15 protein-coding genes and 5 pseudogenes are annotated in these 17,488 nt (G+C 62.2%); 7 read left to right on the top strand and 13 right to left on the bottom strand.

Annotation, left to right across the window (positions count from 1 at the left end; genetic code table 11):
- The first annotated feature begins 82 nt into the window (after positions 1-82).
- Together ACTDI4_RS05785 and ACTDI4_RS05780 are read left to right on the top strand one after the other, a co-directional pair.
- Positions 83-1,029, top strand: a protein-coding gene (locus ACTDI4_RS05785) for an IS630 family transposase (protein ID WP_442839650.1) whose coding sequence is annotated in 2 segments (ribosomal slippage) — positions 83-419 and positions 419-1,029 — 948 coding nt in all. Because the reading frame shifts where the segments join, the coding sequence is not laid out codon by codon here.
- Positions 1,030-1,136: 107 nt separating this feature from the next.
- Positions 1,137-2,083 (top strand): IS630 family transposase gene (locus tag ACTDI4_RS05780; protein WP_442839650.1). Its coding sequence is split into 2 segments (ribosomal slippage): positions 1,137-1,473 and positions 1,473-2,083, totalling 948 coding nucleotides; the frame shifts between segments, so codons are not numbered across the junction.
- A 486-nt stretch (positions 2,084-2,569) separates the two neighbouring features.
- Here the strand turns inward: ACTDI4_RS05780 and ACTDI4_RS05775 are convergent.
- Positions 2,570-2,662 (bottom strand): annotated as a pseudogene (locus ACTDI4_RS05775) (transposase domain-containing protein); the annotation flags it as partial.
- Between ACTDI4_RS05775 and ACTDI4_RS05770 the strand changes: the two are divergent.
- Together ACTDI4_RS05770 and ACTDI4_RS05765 are read left to right on the top strand one after the other, a co-directional pair.
- Positions 2,622-3,149: pseudogene (locus ACTDI4_RS05770) on the top strand (tyrosine-type recombinase/integrase); the annotation flags it as partial. The pseudogenes ACTDI4_RS05775 and ACTDI4_RS05770 sit on opposite strands and share 41 nt — an antisense overlap.
- 93 nt (positions 3,150-3,242) lie before the next feature.
- Positions 3,243-3,494, top strand: a pseudogene (locus tag ACTDI4_RS05765) (transposase zinc-binding domain-containing protein); the annotation flags it as partial.
- Positions 3,495-3,521: 27 nt separating this feature from the next.
- Here ACTDI4_RS05765 and ACTDI4_RS05760 read toward each other — a convergent pair.
- The 6 genes and pseudogenes from ACTDI4_RS05760 to ACTDI4_RS05735 all read right to left on the bottom strand — a co-directional run bounded on the left by ACTDI4_RS05760 (position 3,522) and on the right by ACTDI4_RS05735 (position 8,700).
- Positions 3,522-4,468 (bottom strand): IS630 family transposase gene (locus ACTDI4_RS05760; RefSeq protein ID WP_442839650.1). Its coding sequence is split into 2 segments (ribosomal slippage): positions 3,522-4,132 and positions 4,132-4,468, totalling 948 coding nucleotides; the frame shifts between segments, so codons are not numbered across the junction.
- A gap of 214 nt (positions 4,469-4,682) precedes the next feature.
- Positions 4,683-4,863: pseudogene (locus ACTDI4_RS05755) on the bottom strand (transposase); the annotation flags it as partial.
- A gap of 99 nt (positions 4,864-4,962) precedes the next feature.
- A complete protein-coding gene (locus ACTDI4_RS05750) occupies positions 4,963-6,039 on the bottom strand; it encodes a C4-dicarboxylate ABC transporter (protein ID WP_442840236.1) in 1,077 nt (358 codons plus the stop codon).
- A gap of 25 nt (positions 6,040-6,064) precedes the next feature.
- Entirely contained in the window at positions 6,065-7,396 is a 1,332-nt protein-coding gene (locus tag ACTDI4_RS05745) for a TRAP transporter large permease (RefSeq protein WP_442840235.1), read from the bottom strand.
- Positions 7,393-7,872, bottom strand: coding sequence for a TRAP transporter small permease subunit (locus ACTDI4_RS05740; protein WP_442840234.1), 480 nt, complete (start codon positions 7,870-7,872; stop codon positions 7,393-7,395). Before ACTDI4_RS05740 ends, ACTDI4_RS05745 begins: the two co-directional genes overlap by 4 nt.
- A gap of 63 nt (positions 7,873-7,935) precedes the next feature.
- Positions 7,936-8,700, bottom strand: coding sequence for a DeoR/GlpR family DNA-binding transcription regulator (locus ACTDI4_RS05735; RefSeq protein ID WP_442840233.1), 765 nt, complete (start codon positions 8,698-8,700; stop codon positions 7,936-7,938).
- Between the two features lie 148 nt (positions 8,701-8,848).
- Here ACTDI4_RS05735 and ACTDI4_RS05730 point away from each other — a divergent pair, with 148 nt between their 5' ends.
- The 3 genes from ACTDI4_RS05730 to ACTDI4_RS05720 are packed head-to-tail and all read left to right on the top strand — an operon-like array spanning position 8,849 to position 12,845.
- Positions 8,849-10,237: an NAD(P)/FAD-dependent oxidoreductase gene (locus ACTDI4_RS05730; RefSeq protein WP_442840232.1), complete on the top strand. Its 1,389-nt coding sequence runs from the start codon at positions 8,849-8,851 to the stop codon at positions 10,235-10,237.
- Positions 10,234-11,442: an NAD(P)/FAD-dependent oxidoreductase gene (locus tag ACTDI4_RS05725; protein ID WP_442840231.1), complete on the top strand. Its 1,209-nt coding sequence runs from the start codon at positions 10,234-10,236 to the stop codon at positions 11,440-11,442. The genes ACTDI4_RS05730 and ACTDI4_RS05725 overlap by 4 nt, the downstream gene beginning before the upstream one ends.
- Positions 11,442-12,845 carry an FGGY family carbohydrate kinase gene (locus ACTDI4_RS05720; protein ID WP_442840230.1) on the top strand — a complete coding sequence of 468 codons (1,404 nt, stop codon included), beginning with the start codon at positions 11,442-11,444 and terminating at the stop codon, positions 12,843-12,845. The genes ACTDI4_RS05725 and ACTDI4_RS05720 overlap by 1 nt, the downstream gene beginning before the upstream one ends.
- Positions 12,846-12,873: 28 nt before the next feature.
- Here the strand turns inward: ACTDI4_RS05720 and ACTDI4_RS05715 are convergent.
- The 6 genes and pseudogenes from ACTDI4_RS05715 to rbsD all read right to left on the bottom strand — a co-directional run.
- Positions 12,874-13,056, bottom strand: a pseudogene (locus ACTDI4_RS05715) (transaldolase family protein); the annotation flags it as partial.
- Between the two features lie 236 nt (positions 13,057-13,292).
- Positions 13,293-14,507: a M24 family metallopeptidase gene (locus ACTDI4_RS05710; protein ID WP_442839374.1), complete on the bottom strand. Its 1,215-nt coding sequence runs from the start codon at positions 14,505-14,507 to the stop codon at positions 13,293-13,295.
- 29 nt (positions 14,508-14,536) lie between these two features.
- A complete protein-coding gene (locus ACTDI4_RS05705; RefSeq protein ID WP_442840229.1) occupies positions 14,537-15,298 on the bottom strand; it encodes a BtpA/SgcQ family protein in 762 nt (253 codons plus the stop codon).
- Positions 15,299-15,398: 100 nt separating this feature from the next.
- Positions 15,399-16,481, bottom strand: a complete 1,083-nt coding sequence (locus ACTDI4_RS05700; protein WP_442840228.1) for an ABC transporter ATP-binding protein — start codon at positions 16,479-16,481, stop codon at positions 15,399-15,401.
- The gene (locus ACTDI4_RS05695) at positions 16,478-17,023 is read right to left on the bottom strand and encodes an ureidoglycolate lyase (protein WP_442840227.1); all 546 of its coding nucleotides are present in this window, start codon (positions 17,021-17,023) and stop codon (positions 16,478-16,480) included. Before ACTDI4_RS05695 ends, ACTDI4_RS05700 begins: the two co-directional genes overlap by 4 nt.
- Positions 17,020-17,457 carry a D-ribose pyranase gene (rbsD, locus tag ACTDI4_RS05690; protein WP_442840226.1) on the bottom strand — a complete coding sequence of 146 codons (438 nt, stop codon included), beginning with the start codon at positions 17,455-17,457 and terminating at the stop codon, positions 17,020-17,022. Before rbsD ends, ACTDI4_RS05695 begins: the two co-directional genes overlap by 4 nt.
- Between the last annotated feature and the right edge of the window lie 31 nt (positions 17,458-17,488).

Here is a 17,488-nt window from a genome sequence, read left to right as displayed (position 1 = left end):
CGACCGTTATGAATCGAGAGTGGATTCCCTCGGAGCGTAATTTCTGATTCAGGATCCGTGCTGGTGATGGAGGCCGGCATGGATGGGCCAACCTCTTTCGATGGATTTGCGTTCGCGGCTTCTGGCGGCGGTTGATGATGGTATGAGCTGCCGTGCGGCAGCCGCTCGCTTTGGCGTTGCACCATCGACGGCGATCCGCTGGCAGGCGCAGCGCCGGGAAACTGGCGACTTTTCTCCCAAACCACAGGGCGGCGATATGCGGTCACGCCGGATCGAGGAGCGTGGGGCGGACATCCTGGCGATTTGGGAAGCGCGCAGGGACACCTCGCTTGAGGAACTGCGCCTGGCGCTGATCGAGATCGGCTTGCACGTCTCGATCGCCGGGCTCCACCGCTTCTTCGCGCGCCGTGGCATGACGCGCAAAAAAAGACTGGCCATGCCGTCGAGCAAGACCGTCCCGATATCCTGAAGCAGCGCCGGGCCTGGTTCGACGGCCAGATCGATCTGGAACCGGAGCGTCTTGTGTTCATCGACGAAACATGGACCACCACCAACATGACCCGCAGCCATGGACGCTGCCCAAAAGGCGAGCGGCTGCGGATGGGCTTCCCGCATGGCCACCGCAAGACCACCACGCTCGTGGCCGGGCTGCGCATGAGTGGCATGGTCGCACCGATGGTGCTGGATCGGCCGATCAACGGCGACTGGTTTGAAGCCTATGTCACTCAGGTTCTCGTGCCGGAACTGCGCCCCGGTGACGTTGTCGTCATGGATAATCTGTCGAGCCACAAGCGGGCCTCGGTGCGCGAACACATCCAGGCAGCGGGCGCGACACTGCGCTTCCTTCCGCCCTACAGCCCGGACTTCAACCCCATTGAGAAAGCCTTCTCCCGCCTCAAGGCCATGCTGCGCAAGGCGGGAGAGCGAACCGTCGGCGGCCTCTGGAGCCTGATCGGCAAGCTCGTCGATATCTTCCAGCCTAACGAATGCGCCAACTACTTCACTTCATGTGGTTATGAGCCAGACTGATCGAAAACCGCTCTAGAGCGGATTTCGACCGTTATGAATCGAGAGTGGATTCCCTCGGAGCGTAATTTCTGATTCAGGATCCGTGCTGGTGATGGAGGCCGGCATGGATGGGCCAACCTCTTTCGATGGATTTGCGTTCGCGGCTTCTGGCGGCGGTTGATGATGGTATGAGCTGCCGTGCGGCAGCCGCTCGCTTTGGCGTTGCACCATCGACGGCGATCCGCTGGCAGGCGCAGCGCCGGGAAACTGGCGACTTTTCTCCCAAACCACAGGGCGGCGATATGCGGTCACGCCGGATCGAGGAGCGTGGGGCGGACATCCTGGCGATTTGGGAAGCGCGCAGGGACACCTCGCTTGAGGAACTGCGCCTGGCGCTGATCGAGATCGGCTTGCACGTCTCGATCGCCGGGCTCCACCGCTTCTTCGCGCGCCGTGGCATGACGCGCAAAAAAAGACTGGCCATGCCGTCGAGCAAGACCGTCCCGATATCCTGAAGCAGCGCCGGGCCTGGTTCGACGGCCAGATCGATCTGGAACCGGAGCGTCTTGTGTTCATCGACGAAACATGGACCACCACCAACATGACCCGCAGCCATGGACGCTGCCCAAAAGGCGAGCGGCTGCGGATGGGCTTCCCGCATGGCCACCGCAAGACCACCACGCTCGTGGCCGGGCTGCGCATGAGTGGCATGGTCGCACCGATGGTGCTGGATCGGCCGATCAACGGCGACTGGTTTGAAGCCTATGTCACTCAGGTTCTCGTGCCGGAACTGCGCCCCGGTGACGTTGTCGTCATGGATAATCTGTCGAGCCACAAGCGGGCCTCGGTGCGCGAACACATCCAGGCAGCGGGCGCGACACTGCGCTTCCTTCCGCCCTACAGCCCGGACTTCAACCCCATTGAGAAAGCCTTCTCCCGCCTCAAGGCCATGCTGCGCAAGGCGGGAGAGCGAACCGTCGGCGGCCTCTGGAGCCTGATCGGCAAGCTCGTCGATATCTTCCAGCCTAACGAATGCGCCAACTACTTCACTTCATGTGGTTATGAGCCAGACTGATCGAAAACCGCTCTAATCCTGTCCCATGCAGTCCCACAGCGTCCGCTAGGCACGGCCAGGGCGCTGCAATCACCGATGAAAATTAACCATATTAGATCAACGCATTAGTTCAGGACTCCAAAACGGTTTCGAAACGTCGCAACCAGATCGACCTATATTTAATATATGAATATGAGAACCCGCGGAGTGTTTGGATTTTTCTTGGCTCTGGCCATCCTCTTTCACGGGATTGACGCTGCGAGCGTCGTAATTGGCATTATACTCTATTGGCTACTGTCAAAGTACCTCTAGACGAAACGCCAGGAGCATCACTTTCGCTGCCATGCACCCGCCAATGCCAACAGGTGCTACCTCGAGACGTGCTGGAGAGTGATCTAGCGCCACACATCGGCGGGCAGCTTGGGGGCCGAAGAACGAACCCGCGGCGCGGGAGGGCATAGCCGCATAACCGCTGTTCTGAGGCGACGACCTTGAGTGGGCGGGGGCATAGACCCAGGGCAGGAGATCATCGATCAGGTTTTGCGGGTGGCCGTCGACGATGCAGGTGATGACGTCGGCAAGGTATACCTGCGGGTCTCCGCGCACGCTGCCGGTGGCGCTGAGTGCCGACGAGGTCGTCCGGTTCCTGGAGGCGGTGCCGAGCCTGAAGACGCGTACGGCACTGACGACGGCCAATGCTGCTGGCTTTCGTGCTTCGGAGACCGTCGGGCTGAAGGTTGGCGACATCGACAGCGAACGCGGCGTGATCCGGGTCGAGCACGGCAAGGGCGGCAAGGATCGCACCGTGATGCTATCGGCGCAGCTTGTGCGCATCCTGCGGGTCTACTGGCGTCTGGCGAAGCCGCATGCCTGGCTGTTTCCCGGCCGGAATGCAACCCGTCCCATCGACGTGCAGGTGCTGTATTCGGCCTGCCGCTCGGCGCGCGCCGCCGCCGGCATCGACAAGCGGGTGACGGTGCACACACTCAGGCACAGCTTCGCCACGCATCTGCTCGAGAACGGCACCGACATTCGCATCATCCAGGTGCTGCTTGGCCACAACAATCTGTCCTCGACGGCGCGCTACACCAAAGTCTCGAACGGTCTCATTCGGCGGACGGAAAGCCCGCTCGATCGGCTGAACATCGAGGTGGTGCCGCCGGGCCGACCGGCTCCGCCCATGCCGGCGAGACTGGAGGTGGCGGATATCTTGCGCCGCCATGGCGAGGCGTATCGGCAGGTTCATGAAGGCCATCTCGGACGCGTCGAGCGCCGCGTGATGAGCGCCATCGAACTGTGCCGGACCGCTGAACTCGGCGGCCATGCCGAGGGCTGTCGGTCCTGCGGGGTGATCCGCGTGGCCTACAATTCCTGCCGCAACCGGCATTGCCCGAAGTGCCAGGGGCAGGCCTGCCGGGAATGGCTCGCCGCCGGCTGGGCTTCTTAGAGCGGTTTTCGATCAGTCTGGCTCATAACCACATGAAGTGAAGTAGTTGGCGCATTCGTTAGGCTGGAAGATATCGACGAGCTTGCCGATCAGGCTCCAGAGGCCGCCGACGGTTCGCTCTCCCGCCTTGCGCAGCATGGCCTTGAGGCGGGAGAAGGCTTTCTCAATGGGGTTGAAGTCCGGGCTGTAGGGCGGAAGGAAGCGCAGTGTCGCGCCCGCTGCCTGGATGTGTTCGCGCACCGAGGCCCGCTTGTGGCTCGACAGATTATCCATGACGACAACGTCACCGGGGCGCAGTTCCGGCACGAGAACCTGAGTGACATAGGCTTCAAACCAGTCGCCGTTGATCGGCCGATCCAGCACCATCGGTGCGACCATGCCACTCATGCGCAGCCCGGCCACGAGCGTGGTGGTCTTGCGGTGGCCATGCGGGAAGCCCATCCGCAGCCGCTCGCCTTTTGGGCAGCGTCCATGGCTGCGGGTCATGTTGGTGGTGGTCCATGTTTCGTCGATGAACACAAGACGCTCCGGTTCCAGATCGATCTGGCCGTCGAACCAGGCCCGGCGCTGCTTCAGGATATCGGGACGGTCTTGCTCGACGGCATGGCCAGTCTTTTTTTGCGCGTCATGCCACGGCGCGCGAAGAAGCGGTGGAGCCCGGCGATCGAGACGTGCAAGCCGATCTCGATCAGCGCCAGGCGCAGTTCCTCAAGCGAGGTGTCCCTGCGCGCTTCCCAAATCGCCAGGATGTCCGCCCCACGCTCCTCGATCCGGCGTGACCGCATATCGCCGCCCTGTGGTTTGGGAGAAAAGTCGCCAGTTTCCCGGCGCTGCGCCTGCCAGCGGATCGCCGTCGATGGTGCAACGCCAAAGCGAGCGGCTGCCGCACGGCAGCTCATACCATCATCAACCGCCGCCAGAAGCCGCGAACGCAAATCCATCGAAAGAGGTTGGCCCATCCATGCCGGCCTCCATCACCAGCACGGATCCTGAATCAGAAATTACGCTCCGAGGGAATCCACTCTCGATTCATAACGGTCGAAATCCGCTCTAATAGAGGACGTTGGAATGCCTCAGAAGAGGCACAAGCCCGAAGAGATTGCCGCGAAGCTGCGCCAGGTCGATGTTCTACTGCCGCAAGGCAAATCGGTTCGCACGGCCGGGGTGACGCAGTTCGCCGAAAATCTCGGGCAGATCACGCCAGGCGAACCCGTCCGCACGATCCATAGCACCGCTTCTATAACAGACGGTTGTGACGGCCCGATGAGCCTCGCGTGCGCTCATCGCCAATGATGTGCGGTGACATCCGCTGCCACTCATCATCCCCAAGAATCAGACGGTCCAGAACTCCCATGGCTGTCTCCAAAAGACAGCCTTGAATCTGATTTGCTCAGTCTCTTCGCGGCGGCGGATTGCAAGGGAAGGAGGGCTTCCCCCTCCTTCCCGGTTCATCTTAGCGGTACGGATAGCCGGCTTTCTCCATATCGCCAGAGTATTTTTTGAAGATTTCCACGACGCGCGCCGCCCGCGGGCTCTCGCCTGCGACTTCGTCCCAGAAGCTTTCGGCGTCTTTGACGACCTGCTTCCATTCCTCGGTGGGAATCGAGGTCAGTTCCATTTTCTCGCCCTCGACGCGGAGCTTCGCCTCACCGCCCCAGTACCAGATCATGCGGTAATAGTGCGACTGATCGATGGTCGTGCGGTAGAGCTGCTGCAGATGCGGCGGCACTTTCTGCCAGCTTGGGGTGTTGACGTAATAGGAGCCGAACCAGGCACCGGTAATGGAGTTGGAGAGGGCGTACTTGCAGATATCGGCCCAGCCCATCTCGTACATTTCAGTGAAACCGGACCACAGCACGCCGTCCAGATCGCCCGTGCGCAAGGCCACTTCGACATCGTCCCACGGCACGGTTACCGGAATGAGCCCATAACGTGACAGGAAGCGGCCGGCAGTCGGAACGCCGAAGACGCGCAATCCTTTGAGATCGGCAAGCGAGCGAACCGGCTTGTTGACCGTAAAGACGTGCAACGGATCCCAGGCGCCGGTCGAGAGATAGGTGACATTCTCGACTTCAGAGTAGGCTTCCTGCCAGATCTCATCGAGTCCGTAATACATGAACAGGGATCCGATATCGGGACTGTAGCGCGTGGCGAACGGGAAGTAGCCGCCGAACACCGCGATGTCGACGGGCGCGGCCATGGTTGCCTCATCCGACTGGATGGCGTCGAGCGTGCCGTTTTGCAGGGCACGGAAGAGCTCGGAAGTGGGCACGAGCTGGTCGGCATAGTAGAGCTCGATCTCCATCTCGCCATTCGCTGCGGCGTTGAATGCATCGACCTGCCGCTTGATCACGTGCTCGCCGAGCGACGGGCCGGCATAGGTCTGCAGCCGCCAACGGATCGGCGCCTGGGCGCGGACAATGGCCGGCGCTGCGAGAACCGCAGGCGCTGCAAGCCCGGCGGCAGCGAGAAACTTACGCCGGCTGGCGAGAATCCTTTCGGATGGGGAAGGCTTGCTGCTGTCTGTCATTTCTGTCCTCCTGGGGTTAACGGCATTAGCCTCGGAAATAGCTGGGCAGCCAGGTTGCGATCTGCGGGAAAAGCATGATCAAGGCGATGGAAAGTCCCATCATGATCACGAACGGAATGATGGAACGGTAGATGTCGATGAGAGTGATCTCTTTCGGCGCCATGCCGCGCATCAGGAACAGATTGTAGCCGAACGGCGGCGTGACATAGGCGATCTGGCAGGTCATCGTATAAAGGATGCCGAACCACACCATCTGGTGATCGATGCCGAGATCAAGCCGCTGCACCAGCGGGATATAGAGCGGCGCGACGATCACCAGCATTGCCGTGTCGTCCAGGAACATGCCCATCAGGATGAAGCTGAGCTGCATAAGGATGATGACCATCCAGGGCGACAGCTCCCAGTTGTGGATGAAAACGTTTTCGATGGCGCGAACCGCGCCGATGCCGTCGAAGACGGAGGAAAAAGCGAGCGCGGCGAGCACGATCCACATGAACATGGCCGTCACCGTCATGGTCTCGCGCGCCGTCTCGATCAGCAGCCCGATGCTCAATCGCCGCTTCCACGCCGCCGCCACGGTCGCCGACGTAGCGCCTACGGCCGAGCTCTCGAGCAGGTTGGTGTAGCCAGTCACGAACAGCCCGATCATGAGCAGGAAGATGACGACCGGAGCGATGCCGGCGCGCAGGAGAAGGACCTTCTCCCGCAGCGGCATCGCCAGTTCCTCTTCGCTGAGTTCCGGCGCCAGTTTAGGGTTTATCTTGACCCGCACGTAAACATAGAGGGCGAAGATGCCCGCCATCATCAGGCCCGGAAAAACCCCCGCGAGCCAAAGATCCGATACCGGCTGACGGGCGATGACGGCGAAAAGCACCATGACGACCGATGGCGGCAAGAGAATGCCGAGCGTCGATCCGCCCTGAACGACACCGGTGATCAGAACCTTGTCGTAACCACGCCGCAGCATTTCCGGCAGCGCAATGGCGGAGCCGATCGCCAATCCGGCGACCGACAGGCCGTTGATGGCGCTGATGATCACCATCAGGAAGATGGTGCCCATGGCAAGGCCGCCGGGCAGCCTGCCACACCAGACATGCATCATCTTATACAGATCTTCGGCGATGCCCGACTTCGCCATCATGTGGCCCATGTAGACGAAGAGCGGCAGGGTCAGCAGCGCGTACCAGGAAAACAGCTTGAAGACGGCGTTGAAGGGAAGCTCGGCCGACGAGTTTCCGTAGAGCGCAAGCGCGGATGCCGCCGCGACTGCGCCGATCATGGCAAAGACGCGCTGACCCGTCAGCATGAGCAGGATCATGCCGGCGAACATGATAAGCGCAACGGCTTCATAGCTCATCGCGCATCCCCCTCAGTGATGCGCAGGACGTCGCGAAAAAAGATCGCAATGCATTGCAGGATCATGAGCAGCACACAGACGTTCATGAGGATCTTGATGGGCACCAGAGAGGGCGCCCAGAGCGAAGGAAGGCGCTGATGGGTGACCCATGAATAATGCAGCGAGGAGATGCCGCCCCACAGCAAAACGGCCAAGTAGAAGATCACCAGCCAGATCGTGATCGAATCTATGATCGCCCGGCCACGCATGCCGAGGCGTTCATAGATCAGGTCGAGGCGGACATGGCCTTCGTCCTTCAGAGTCTTCGGGCCGGCAAGGAAATAGAAGGCTGCCAGGGTGAACTGAGCCATTTCCAAGGTCCAATTCTGGACGATGCCTAGCACTTTGTCCGAAAAGACGTCGTACAACAGCACCAAGATCATGAAATAGATCAGAAACATGGCGAACCAGCCGATCAGATCCGCCATACCGTCCATGAACCGTACATATCTTTTAGCTAACGAAGACATTGATCTTTCTCGCTTCCGCCTGCCTTCCCGCTAGATGAGCTTGACCTTGGCCGTGTCGAGCGCGGCCTGGAACGCCTCGCCCGGCGCCTTGTCGCTGACGATCGTGTCCACATCCTCCAGGCGGCACACCCGATGCAGGGCGCGCTTGCCGTATTTGGCCGAGCCTGCGACCACAATGATCTTTGACGCGTGCGCGCACATCGCGCGTGCGATCGCCGCCTCCTCGAAATTCGCGTCCATGGGGCCCGCCTCTAGATCCAGCGCCGCAGCGCCGATCACGGCATAGTCGGCGCGGAACTGCGCGATCTGCGCCAGCGCTATCGGACCGACGGTCTCGTCGTTGTCGGCTGCAAAATTCCCCCCCAACAGGAATACCCGCCCCTGCCCGGCACCCATCAAGCGCGCGATATGCAGGGAATTGGTGATGACCGTAAGCTCCGGCACATCCGCTATCGCCTGCGCGCAGACCAGCGTTGTCGTTCCGGTATCTATGAAACAAGTGTCGCCGGGAGAAACCAGGCCGCGCAGCTTCTGGGCGATGATCGCCTTTTCGGCGGCCTGTTCGGATATGCGCTCCTCGAAGCTGCTCTCCACATGCAGGCGGACGCGGCGGGCGCCGCCATGCACTTTTTGCAGCGCCCCGGTCGCGGCCAGATGAGCGAGATCCCGGCGGATGGTCTCGGCGGACACCTCGAAGCGCGCCGCCAGATCCAGCACCGACACTTCGCCGTCCCTTTCGACGCACAATAGGATTTCTGCCTGTCGGTCGCCCGGCTTCAATGCCCATCCCCCCATAGACGGCTTACCGTGCCCCAAGATTTTTGACTATGTCAACAGTAAATCAGGCAAAAAATGTCTTTTTTGGCAATTTTGACCCGAACTAATTGACTACTTGGTCATTTTCAGGAAGATCGCTGCCAGTCAACGAGGACCAGGAATTCCAGTGAAAGGGCCGGCTCAAGCTCTGACAGGGCGCTTCGACGTGGCGATCATCGGCGCCGGCGTCGTGGGCTGCGCCATTGCCCGGCGGTTCTCCCTCGCGGGTGCGCGCGTCGCCGTCATCGAAAAGGCGGCGGACATTCTCGACGGTGCTTCCAAAGGCAATTCCGCCATCCTGCACACCGGCTTCGATGCACCGCCGGAATCGCTGGAGCAGGCCTGTATCCAGGCGGGCTACCAGGAATATCTCGCCATTCACAACCGGCTCGGCTTGCCGGTTCTGCGCTGCGGCGCACTGGTCATCGCGTGGACCGAGGAGCAGGAAGCGGCCCTGCCGGCGCTGATGGAAAAGGCGCGCGAGAACGGCGTAACGGATATCGAGCCCTACAGCCGGGCGCGATTGCGCGAAGCCGAGCCGGCTCTCGGTTCGGCGGCATGCGCCGCGTTCCGGGTTCCTGGCGAATATATCATCGACCCATGGGCAGCGCCCTTCGCCTACCTGCTGCAGGCGGTCGAGAACGGCGCAGAGGTGCTGCGCGGCGCAGAGCTTACGGGGGCGCGGCGGGAGGGCGACTGGCTGCTCGAGACGACGCGCGGCGAGGTGTGCGCCGGGCTGGTGGTCAATGCGGCGGGAAATTTCGGCGATCTGGTCGACGAGATGCTGATCGGGCGACGCGATTTCAACATCAGGCCGCGCAAGGGCCAGTTCGTCGTCTATGACAAGCCGGCCGCCGCGCTCGTGCGACACATATTGCTGCCCGTCCCGACTGCCATCACCAAAGGCGTCGTCGTCTGCCGCACAGCCTTCGGCAACCTGCTGGTAGGACCGACCGCTGAAGACCAGGATGACCGACAGCATGCCGGGCTCGACCCCGACAAGCTCGCCGCTTTGATGCGCCGTGGAGAGGAGATCGTACCTGCACTGAAGAACCACGAGGTCACGGCAATCTATGCCGGCCTACGCCCCGCTACCGAGCGCAAGGATTATTGCATCACCGCGCATGAGGGACTCTCCTGCATCACGGTCGGCGGCATCCGTTCGACCGGCCTGTCGGGGGCACTCGGCATTGCTCAGCATGTCGAGCGCCTGGCGGCCCTCGCGCTCGCGCCTCCTGCCAATCCTGTCTGGCCGAGCGTCCGCAACATTTCGGAGTTCCAGCCGCGCGACTGGGAGAGGCCCCATCATGGCGGCGTCGTCTGCCATTGCGAGTTGGTCACCCGGCGCGAAATCATGGATGCGCTCTCGGGCCCCTTACCAGCGCGTTCGCTGGCCGGGTTGAAGCGCCGCACCCGGGCCACCATGGGGCGCTGCCAGGGCTTTTACTGCTCGGCAGAACTATCACGCCTGACACGGGACTGTTTCGATCAACCGATGGCGGAGAAGGTGGAATGAAGCCCCCCGCCGAAGTCGATGTTCTGATCATCGGGGCTGGTCCCGCCGGGCTTGCGGCCGCGACGGAACTCGCCGGCCACTGGAACGTCCTGGTTGTAGACCGAGAGGGCGCTCCGGGCGGCATTCCACGCCATTGCGGCCACTACCCCTTCGGCATGCGTGAATTTCACCGCCTGATGAGAGGTTCGGACTACGCGAAAGCGCTGGCAGAACGCGCCGAGGCCGCAGGCGCGCAATTGGCGCTGAATGTCAACGTGATCGCTCTCCATTCCGGCCCATCGGTCACGGTCACGGCCGACGGGGGCGTTTCGACAATCACGGCCAGACGCGTGCTACTCGCCACCGGAGTCCGGGAAAGTTCCCGCGCCCAGCGGCTGATCGGCGGCACGAAGCCGGGCGGCATTCTGTCAACGGGGGCGCTGCAGGGTTTGGTCTATCTGGAGGGCGGTAGACCCTTCCACCACCCGATTATTCTCGGCACAGAGCTCGTCTCCTTTTCGGCGATCATGACTTGCGCCCATGCCGGCATTCACCCGGTTGCCATGATCGAGCCAAATATGGCGCCCACGGCGCGTTGGCCCGTGCCACTCTATCCACGCCTCAAGGGAATTCCGCTGCACCTGTCCACGCGACTTCTCGCCATTGAAGGCCGCGACCGGGTGGAAGGCGTGGTCATCGAAGGCCCCGCCGGAAAGCAGCATGTCGAAACGGATGGCGTGATTATCAGCGGCGGATTCCGGCCCGAGGCGACTTTGCTTGCCAATGGGCCTGTGGCGCGCGATCCGGCGAGCGGCGGCCCTATCATTGACGCCATGGGCCGCTGTTCCGACCCAAAATACTATGCCGCCGGCAATATGCTGCGCCCGGTGGAAACCGCCGGCTGGTGCTGGGCCGAAGGGCAGGCGGTGGCCCGGGCGATATTCGCCGACCTGAAGGGCAACGCGCCAGCGCAGCATCCGCCGCAGCGCCAGCCGGTGACCCTTTCCGGGGATGAGCTTTCCTGGGTCGTACCGCAATTCCTGAGTGGGGACCGCGCCCTCGACCATCTGCAACTGCGCGTCAACCAGCCGGTCAAGGGGCGTCTGTCCATGCGCGTGAATGGTCGCGAGGTTGTATCGCGCCGGATCCGTAGCCGCCCTGAGCGGCGTATCCTCTTACCGATGCCGTCGCAGGATGGTGCCGTCACGATCGCCCTGGAACAGTGATGAGAGCTCTAGCCATCGATCAGGGAACGACTTCCACCCGCGCCTTCGTAGTCGATGAATCAGGAATCCGTCCTGTTCACGCGGTTGAGCATCGGCAATATTACCCGCATTCCGGCCATGTCGAACATGATCCGGAGGAATTGTTGTCGAGTATCCGTGCCTGTCTCGACGCCGCGCCGGATGTCGATTGCGTCGGCATCGACAATCAGGGTGAGAGTTGCCTCGCCTGGGATGCGCATTCCAAACAGGCAATCACCCCGGTCATTGTCTGGCAGGATGATCGGACGGCGAACGTCTGCGAGCAGCTCCAGCAGCAGGGCTTCGAACCGATAGTGCGCGAACGGGCCGGCCTGCCGCTTGATCCCTATTTCTCAGCCTCAAAGCTTGGCTGGATCCTGCAACATGTCTCTGAAGCAAAGGAGCTCGCCCGGCTGGGACGGCTGCGGCTCGGCACGACGGACGCATTCTTTCGTGACCGGCTTGCCGATAATTTCGCCACCGATCCGACGACGGCATCACGCACTTCGCTGATGAACCTACGCACGCGCGAATGGGACCCGGAGCTTTGCCGCATCTTCGGCGTGCCAATGGAGGCCCTGCCGCCGATCCGTCCAACGTCCGGGTGTCTTGGCGGGCTGCCAAATGGAGCGCCGCTGACGGCGAGTATTGTCGACCAGCAAGCGGCGCTGTTCGGCCACGGCGCGCGCCTTCCAGGCCATGCAAAGATTACTTTCGGAACCGGCGCTTTCGCCTTGGTGCTGACCGACGAGCTTCAGGACGGCGGCATGCTTCTGCCGACAATTGCCTGGGCCGAGAGCGGCGTTGAGCCGATGCACGCGCTCGATGGAGGCGTCTATGCCGCATCTTCCGCCGTCAACTGGTCGCGCAATCTCGGGCTTTTTGACGAATGGTCGCAGATCGACCAGTTTGCCTGTGAGCCCGCCATTTCGCGCGGCCTGGTCTTCGTACCCGCGCTTGCCGGCCTTGCTGCGCCACATTGGGATCGGTCGGCGCGAGGCGCATGGTTCGGCCTCGGTCTCGACACGACCCGCATCGACATGGTGCAGGCCGTCTTGGAGGGCATAGCCTTCCGCGTCACCGAAGTGCTTGCCGAGATGGAGAAGCGGGTGGCGATCCTGGCGCCTATCAGTATTGATGGCGGGATGAGCCGTAACCCCTGGTTTTGCCAGTTCATCGCCGACGTTCTCGGCCGCCAGATCAGCGTCTCCGGCGAGGTAGAACTCACGGCGCTTGGCTGCGGTCAGCTCGCAGCGCGGGGAGCAGGAGGTGAACTGCCCTATAGGCCTGCAGCCAGGATCATCGATCCACGGCCGATCCCGGCAACCTGGGCGGAAACCTTCCGCGCCGCGCGCGAGGCGGCACAACAATTCGGCAGACGCTGAAGCGGTTGGCAATCCACGACGCACATTCTAGCGACCTGAGAGAAGCGTGCGCCCGCTCGAAGTCGTAACTGTCGTAGATCTGCCGGATTTCTGCGATGGCATCTATGCCGTCGATGCCGATATCGTCCATGCGGGCGACGCAGGGCGGGATGAAGGTGGCGCAGGCCTTGGCGCCAAGCAGCGCCTGGTTGGCCGAGAAGCACAGAGTGACCTCTCGCCTCGGCGATCTTTCGGCAGCACCTCGGCCTTGCGCCCGCCGCCCGGCCCTGAAGCGCGTCCCGGCATTGGAAGGCGCTTTATCGTCGCGGCAACGGTGCGCGCGACGAAGGAAAGAAGATGTGCCGCGCCCCGGGCCGGCGGCGGAGAATGGTGGACGGACGGGTCGTCCGTCCACGGGTGCGGCCAGTCGTGGGGGATATGGAAGCCCACAAGGACCCTCCCGCCCGGTCAGTTCCTGATGACGTTGTGCTCCGGGCCGAAGGGGAAGCCGGTGATGTTTTCGGCGCCGTCCTCCTTGACGATCAGGATGTCGTGCTCGCGATAGCCGCCGGCGCCCGGCATGCCCTGCGGCAGCATCACCATCGGCTCCATCGACACCACCATGCCGGGCTCCAGCACGGTGTCGATGTCCTCGCGCAGTTCGACGCCCGCCTCGCGGCCGTAATAGTGGCACAGCACGCCGAAGGAGTGGCCGTAGCCGAAGGAGCGGTATTTCAGCAGGCCCCACTGGCGGTACATGTCGTTCAGTTCGATGGCGATGTCCTTGCAGCGGGCGCCCGGCTTGATCAGCTCCAGGCCACGGCGATGGACCGCCACGTTCTTCTCCCAGATGTCGAGGCTGGCGTCGTCGACATGGTCGCAGAACAGCGTGCGCTCGAGCGCGGTGTAATAGCCGAAGATCATCGGGAAGGTGTTGAGCGACAGGATGTCGCCCGGCTGCACGATGCGGTTGGTGACGGGATTGTGGGCGCCGTCGGTGTTGATGCCCGACTGGAACCAGGTCCAGGTGTCCATCAATTCGACGAAGGGGAACGACCTGGCGATTTCGCGGACCATGGCGTTGGTGGTGGCGATGGCCACCTCGTGCTCGGGCACGCCGGCCTTGACCGCCGCCACGCAGGCGGCGCCGCCGACGTCGCAGACGCGGGCGCCTTCGCGGATCAGCTTGTGCTCCTCGGCCGACTTGACGGTGCGCATCCACATGGAGGGCTGGCCGACATCGATGAACTCGACACCGGGAAGCGCGGCTTCGAGCTGCCGGCGGAAGTCGAGCGAGACGTGGTCGAACTCGATGCCGATGCGCTTGGCGCCCGGCGTCAGCTGGCGCACGGCCTGGTAGAAGTTGTCGCGGCGCCAGTCGGTGTAGGTGACGTTGTCGCCATAGCTGCGGCGCCAGGGCTGGCCGCCGTCGATGCCGGCGGAGATGGTGGTGGCATTGTCGTGGTCGATGACCATGCCGTATTTGCGGCCGAAATAGCAGTAGAGCCAGCCGGAATAATAGGTGATGCAATGGTAGGACGTGAACAGCGCGGCATCGACATTGTTCTTCGCCATCCAGCCGCGCACGTCGTTCTGGCGGCGTGCCATTTCGGCATCGGAAAACGGCGAGAAGCTCTTATCGCCATTATGCCATTTCATCACATGAAGCATGTCGTCCGTCATTTCGTTCACTACCTTTGACAACGCGGTTCTTAGATTTCAGCGATGACTTCGCCTTGCCGGCGCACAAAGGCCATCAGCCGTTCGAGCTTGGCCGGGTCGAAATTATGAAAATCGCCGTCGCGGTTGATCCCGGTCCCAATGATGAAACAGTCGACCAACGCAGCAAATATGTGCGCATTCTCAGGCGTCAGGCCGGAGGCAAGCGCCAAAGGCGCATCGCCGGTCCCCCGCCGGAATGTCTCGATTTTGCTCAGCTCGGGCGCGTGACCCGTGGCGATACCCGAGGTCGTGACCACGTCCATCCACGAAGCAGCAATCCTGGCCGACACCCCGTAATGCTCCGGCGCGATTTCCCGCTGCTTCTTGAAGCAGGTACCGCCGAAATAGAGACCGTCCCACCCCGACATGCGGCGGATTTGCGCGATAGCGGCAGCCTCTTCCTGCCGGTCGACACCGCTGGCTTCGTCGATACGCGCATCGTCCGCCCAATAGGCATCGACGTGCACTCCCTCCCGCTGCAGATCGCCGAGGACCGGAAAGGCATCCTTGCCGGTCACTGCCAGGAAATTGACACCGATCCAGAGGGAGGGGAACCGTCTACGGATTGCGCGGATGACCGGCACAAACGCCTCGACGGTGATGTCATGATTGATCAGCAACACCCCAGGTGCACCCTGATGCATGGCGATGCGCACATTCCGCTCGGTCTGCGCGCAGTCCAGCACATGGATAACCGGCAGTACGACCGGGCCTGGTGATTTGAAGAGTTTGTGAAATTCCACTCGATTCATCGTAAAATCCGTCTGTCTGAACTTGTTAAGTGGGCGAGCGGCGCCCGACCGCCGGAACACGCCGGCAGCGCATGCACGTTTCCTGTCCTGTTTCGATCTGTTAGGCCGGCACGACTTGCGGGGCTTGGCTGCTCCAGCCGACCTCGATCTCCTCGGCGGGTCGAGGGGGCCCGGCATCGCCGAAGAAGTTCTGCTTGGCTGTGAAATTCGGATTGCCTGCCAGCTCAAACCGCAACCGCGTATGGTCACCGAGGAAGATCGCATCCGCAACCTTGGTGGAATACCGGTTCTCGCAATTGGCCGCGGCAGGGCCGACCAGGACCCGCTCGGGGCGCAGGTAGACCAACACCTTGACGCCGGCCTTCAGCTCGGGTTTTGCACTGGCCCGGATGGTGAGGCCGGTGTCGGTCGTGATCGTACAGGAGACCGCATCCCTTGCCGCGACCTGGCCGGACAGGCGGTTGTTTTCGCCGACGAACTCGGCAACGAAGGCGCTTTCCGGATGGTCATAGAGATCTTTCGGCGACGCGCATTGCAGCAACATGCCATCGTTGAACACCGCGACACGGTCGGACATGGTCATCGCCTCGCCCTGATCGTGCGTGACGTAGACCATGGTGACACCGGTCTCGCGATGCAGTTGCTTGAGCTCAAGCTGCATGCTCTCGCGCAGTTGCCGGTCGAGTGCACCGAGCGGCTCATCCAGAAGCACGACACTGGGACCGAACACCAGCGCACGGGCCAGCGCGACACGCTGCTGCTGCCCGCCAGACAGCTCCGTGGGACGGCGCTCGCCTAGCGCCTGAAGCTGGACCATCTCGAGACCGCGCTTCACTCGCTTGCCGATATCCTCTTTTGCCATGCGCCGCGCCTTCAACGGATAGGCGAGGTTCTCTGCCACCGTCATGTGCGGAAACAGTGCGTAGTTCTGGAACACGACGCCGATGTTGCGCCGATGGGGAGGAATGCCTTCGATCGGCACATTTTCGAGCAGGATATGTCCGCTGGTCGGCGACTGCAGCCCGGCCAACATCATCAGCGTCGTCGTCTTGCCGGAACCGGAGGGCCCGAGAAGCGACAGAAACTCCCCTCGCCTGATGTCGAGATTCAGGTCCTTGACGACCGCATGGACGCCATACGACTTCGATACGTTCTGGTAGCGGCTGATGATATCGTCGCTCACGTCGCCACCTCCTTGGTTTGCGCCGCGGTGCCTTCGAGGCAAGGGCGCAGCAACAGTTCGCCCGCCAACTTGACCCATCCACCCCGGCCTTCGCTGTCTTCAGCCTTGCGCCGTTCAGCGATATAGAAGTACGCGGCCCCGCCATTCAGGCCGAAGGCGGCGGCATGCCAGAGCCCGGCTGGCATCACCAGTGCGGTGCCCGGTTTCATCATGAACGCACGCGCGCTTCGACCGTCGGGCCGTTCGACACCTGCGGCGTCACGCGTGCCGTTCGCCACCAACTGAACGAGTTCGCCTTCAACCGGGATGATGATTTCGGTGCCTGGTTCGCGTTCCATCTCGCCCACCAAAGGCATCGCGGCGTCGGAGCGCACGAAGCCCACCCACTGGCGGCCAGCGCTCAGTTGCGCACAGCCTTCCCAGCAGCGCCACCATTCGCCACGGCTGGTCGCCTCAAGCGTGTCGAAGGTCAAGGCCATGCCGAACCCGGCCGCGGCGGCAGCGGTCAGCGGCTCGATGGCGATTTCCTGTAAAACACTCATCGCCGCTGGCCCTTAGGTTCGAAGGCAAGGCCGGCGACGATCACGAGATTGCAATAGGGAATGCACTCACCGGTGCGGACGATTCCCTTCACCGTCTTGGCATGCTCCTTGAATGTGACATGCGGTTCGTGGTCGACGGCAATCGCCTCCTGCTGCGCCTCGGCAGTCGCTGCGATAATGCGCTCGACTTCGGCGTAGACTTCCGGCCCGTGCGAGCGCATCTCGGAGTCGATGATGACGCGCTCAATCGACAGTTCCTCGGCCACGACAGAAAACACATCGGTCAGACGTGGAATTCCGTGGGTGAGGCAAAGATCGTAGCGAAGCTCCTTTTGGATCGGCCAGCCGGCATCGACGATCATGATCTTGTCCGAGTGGCCGAGATCCCCGATCAGTGCTGTAAGCGGGCCGTTGAGCAATGCACCGTTGCGCATAGTTTGTCTTTCCGTTTCTGGGCGCGGATGT

The sequence above is a fragment of the Mesorhizobium sp. PUT5 genome, from assembly GCF_052216645.1.
In the GTDB taxonomy this organism is placed as follows: Bacteria; Pseudomonadota; Alphaproteobacteria; order Rhizobiales; family Rhizobiaceae; genus Mesorhizobium.
This window is presented reverse-complemented; position numbering and strand designations above follow the sequence as displayed.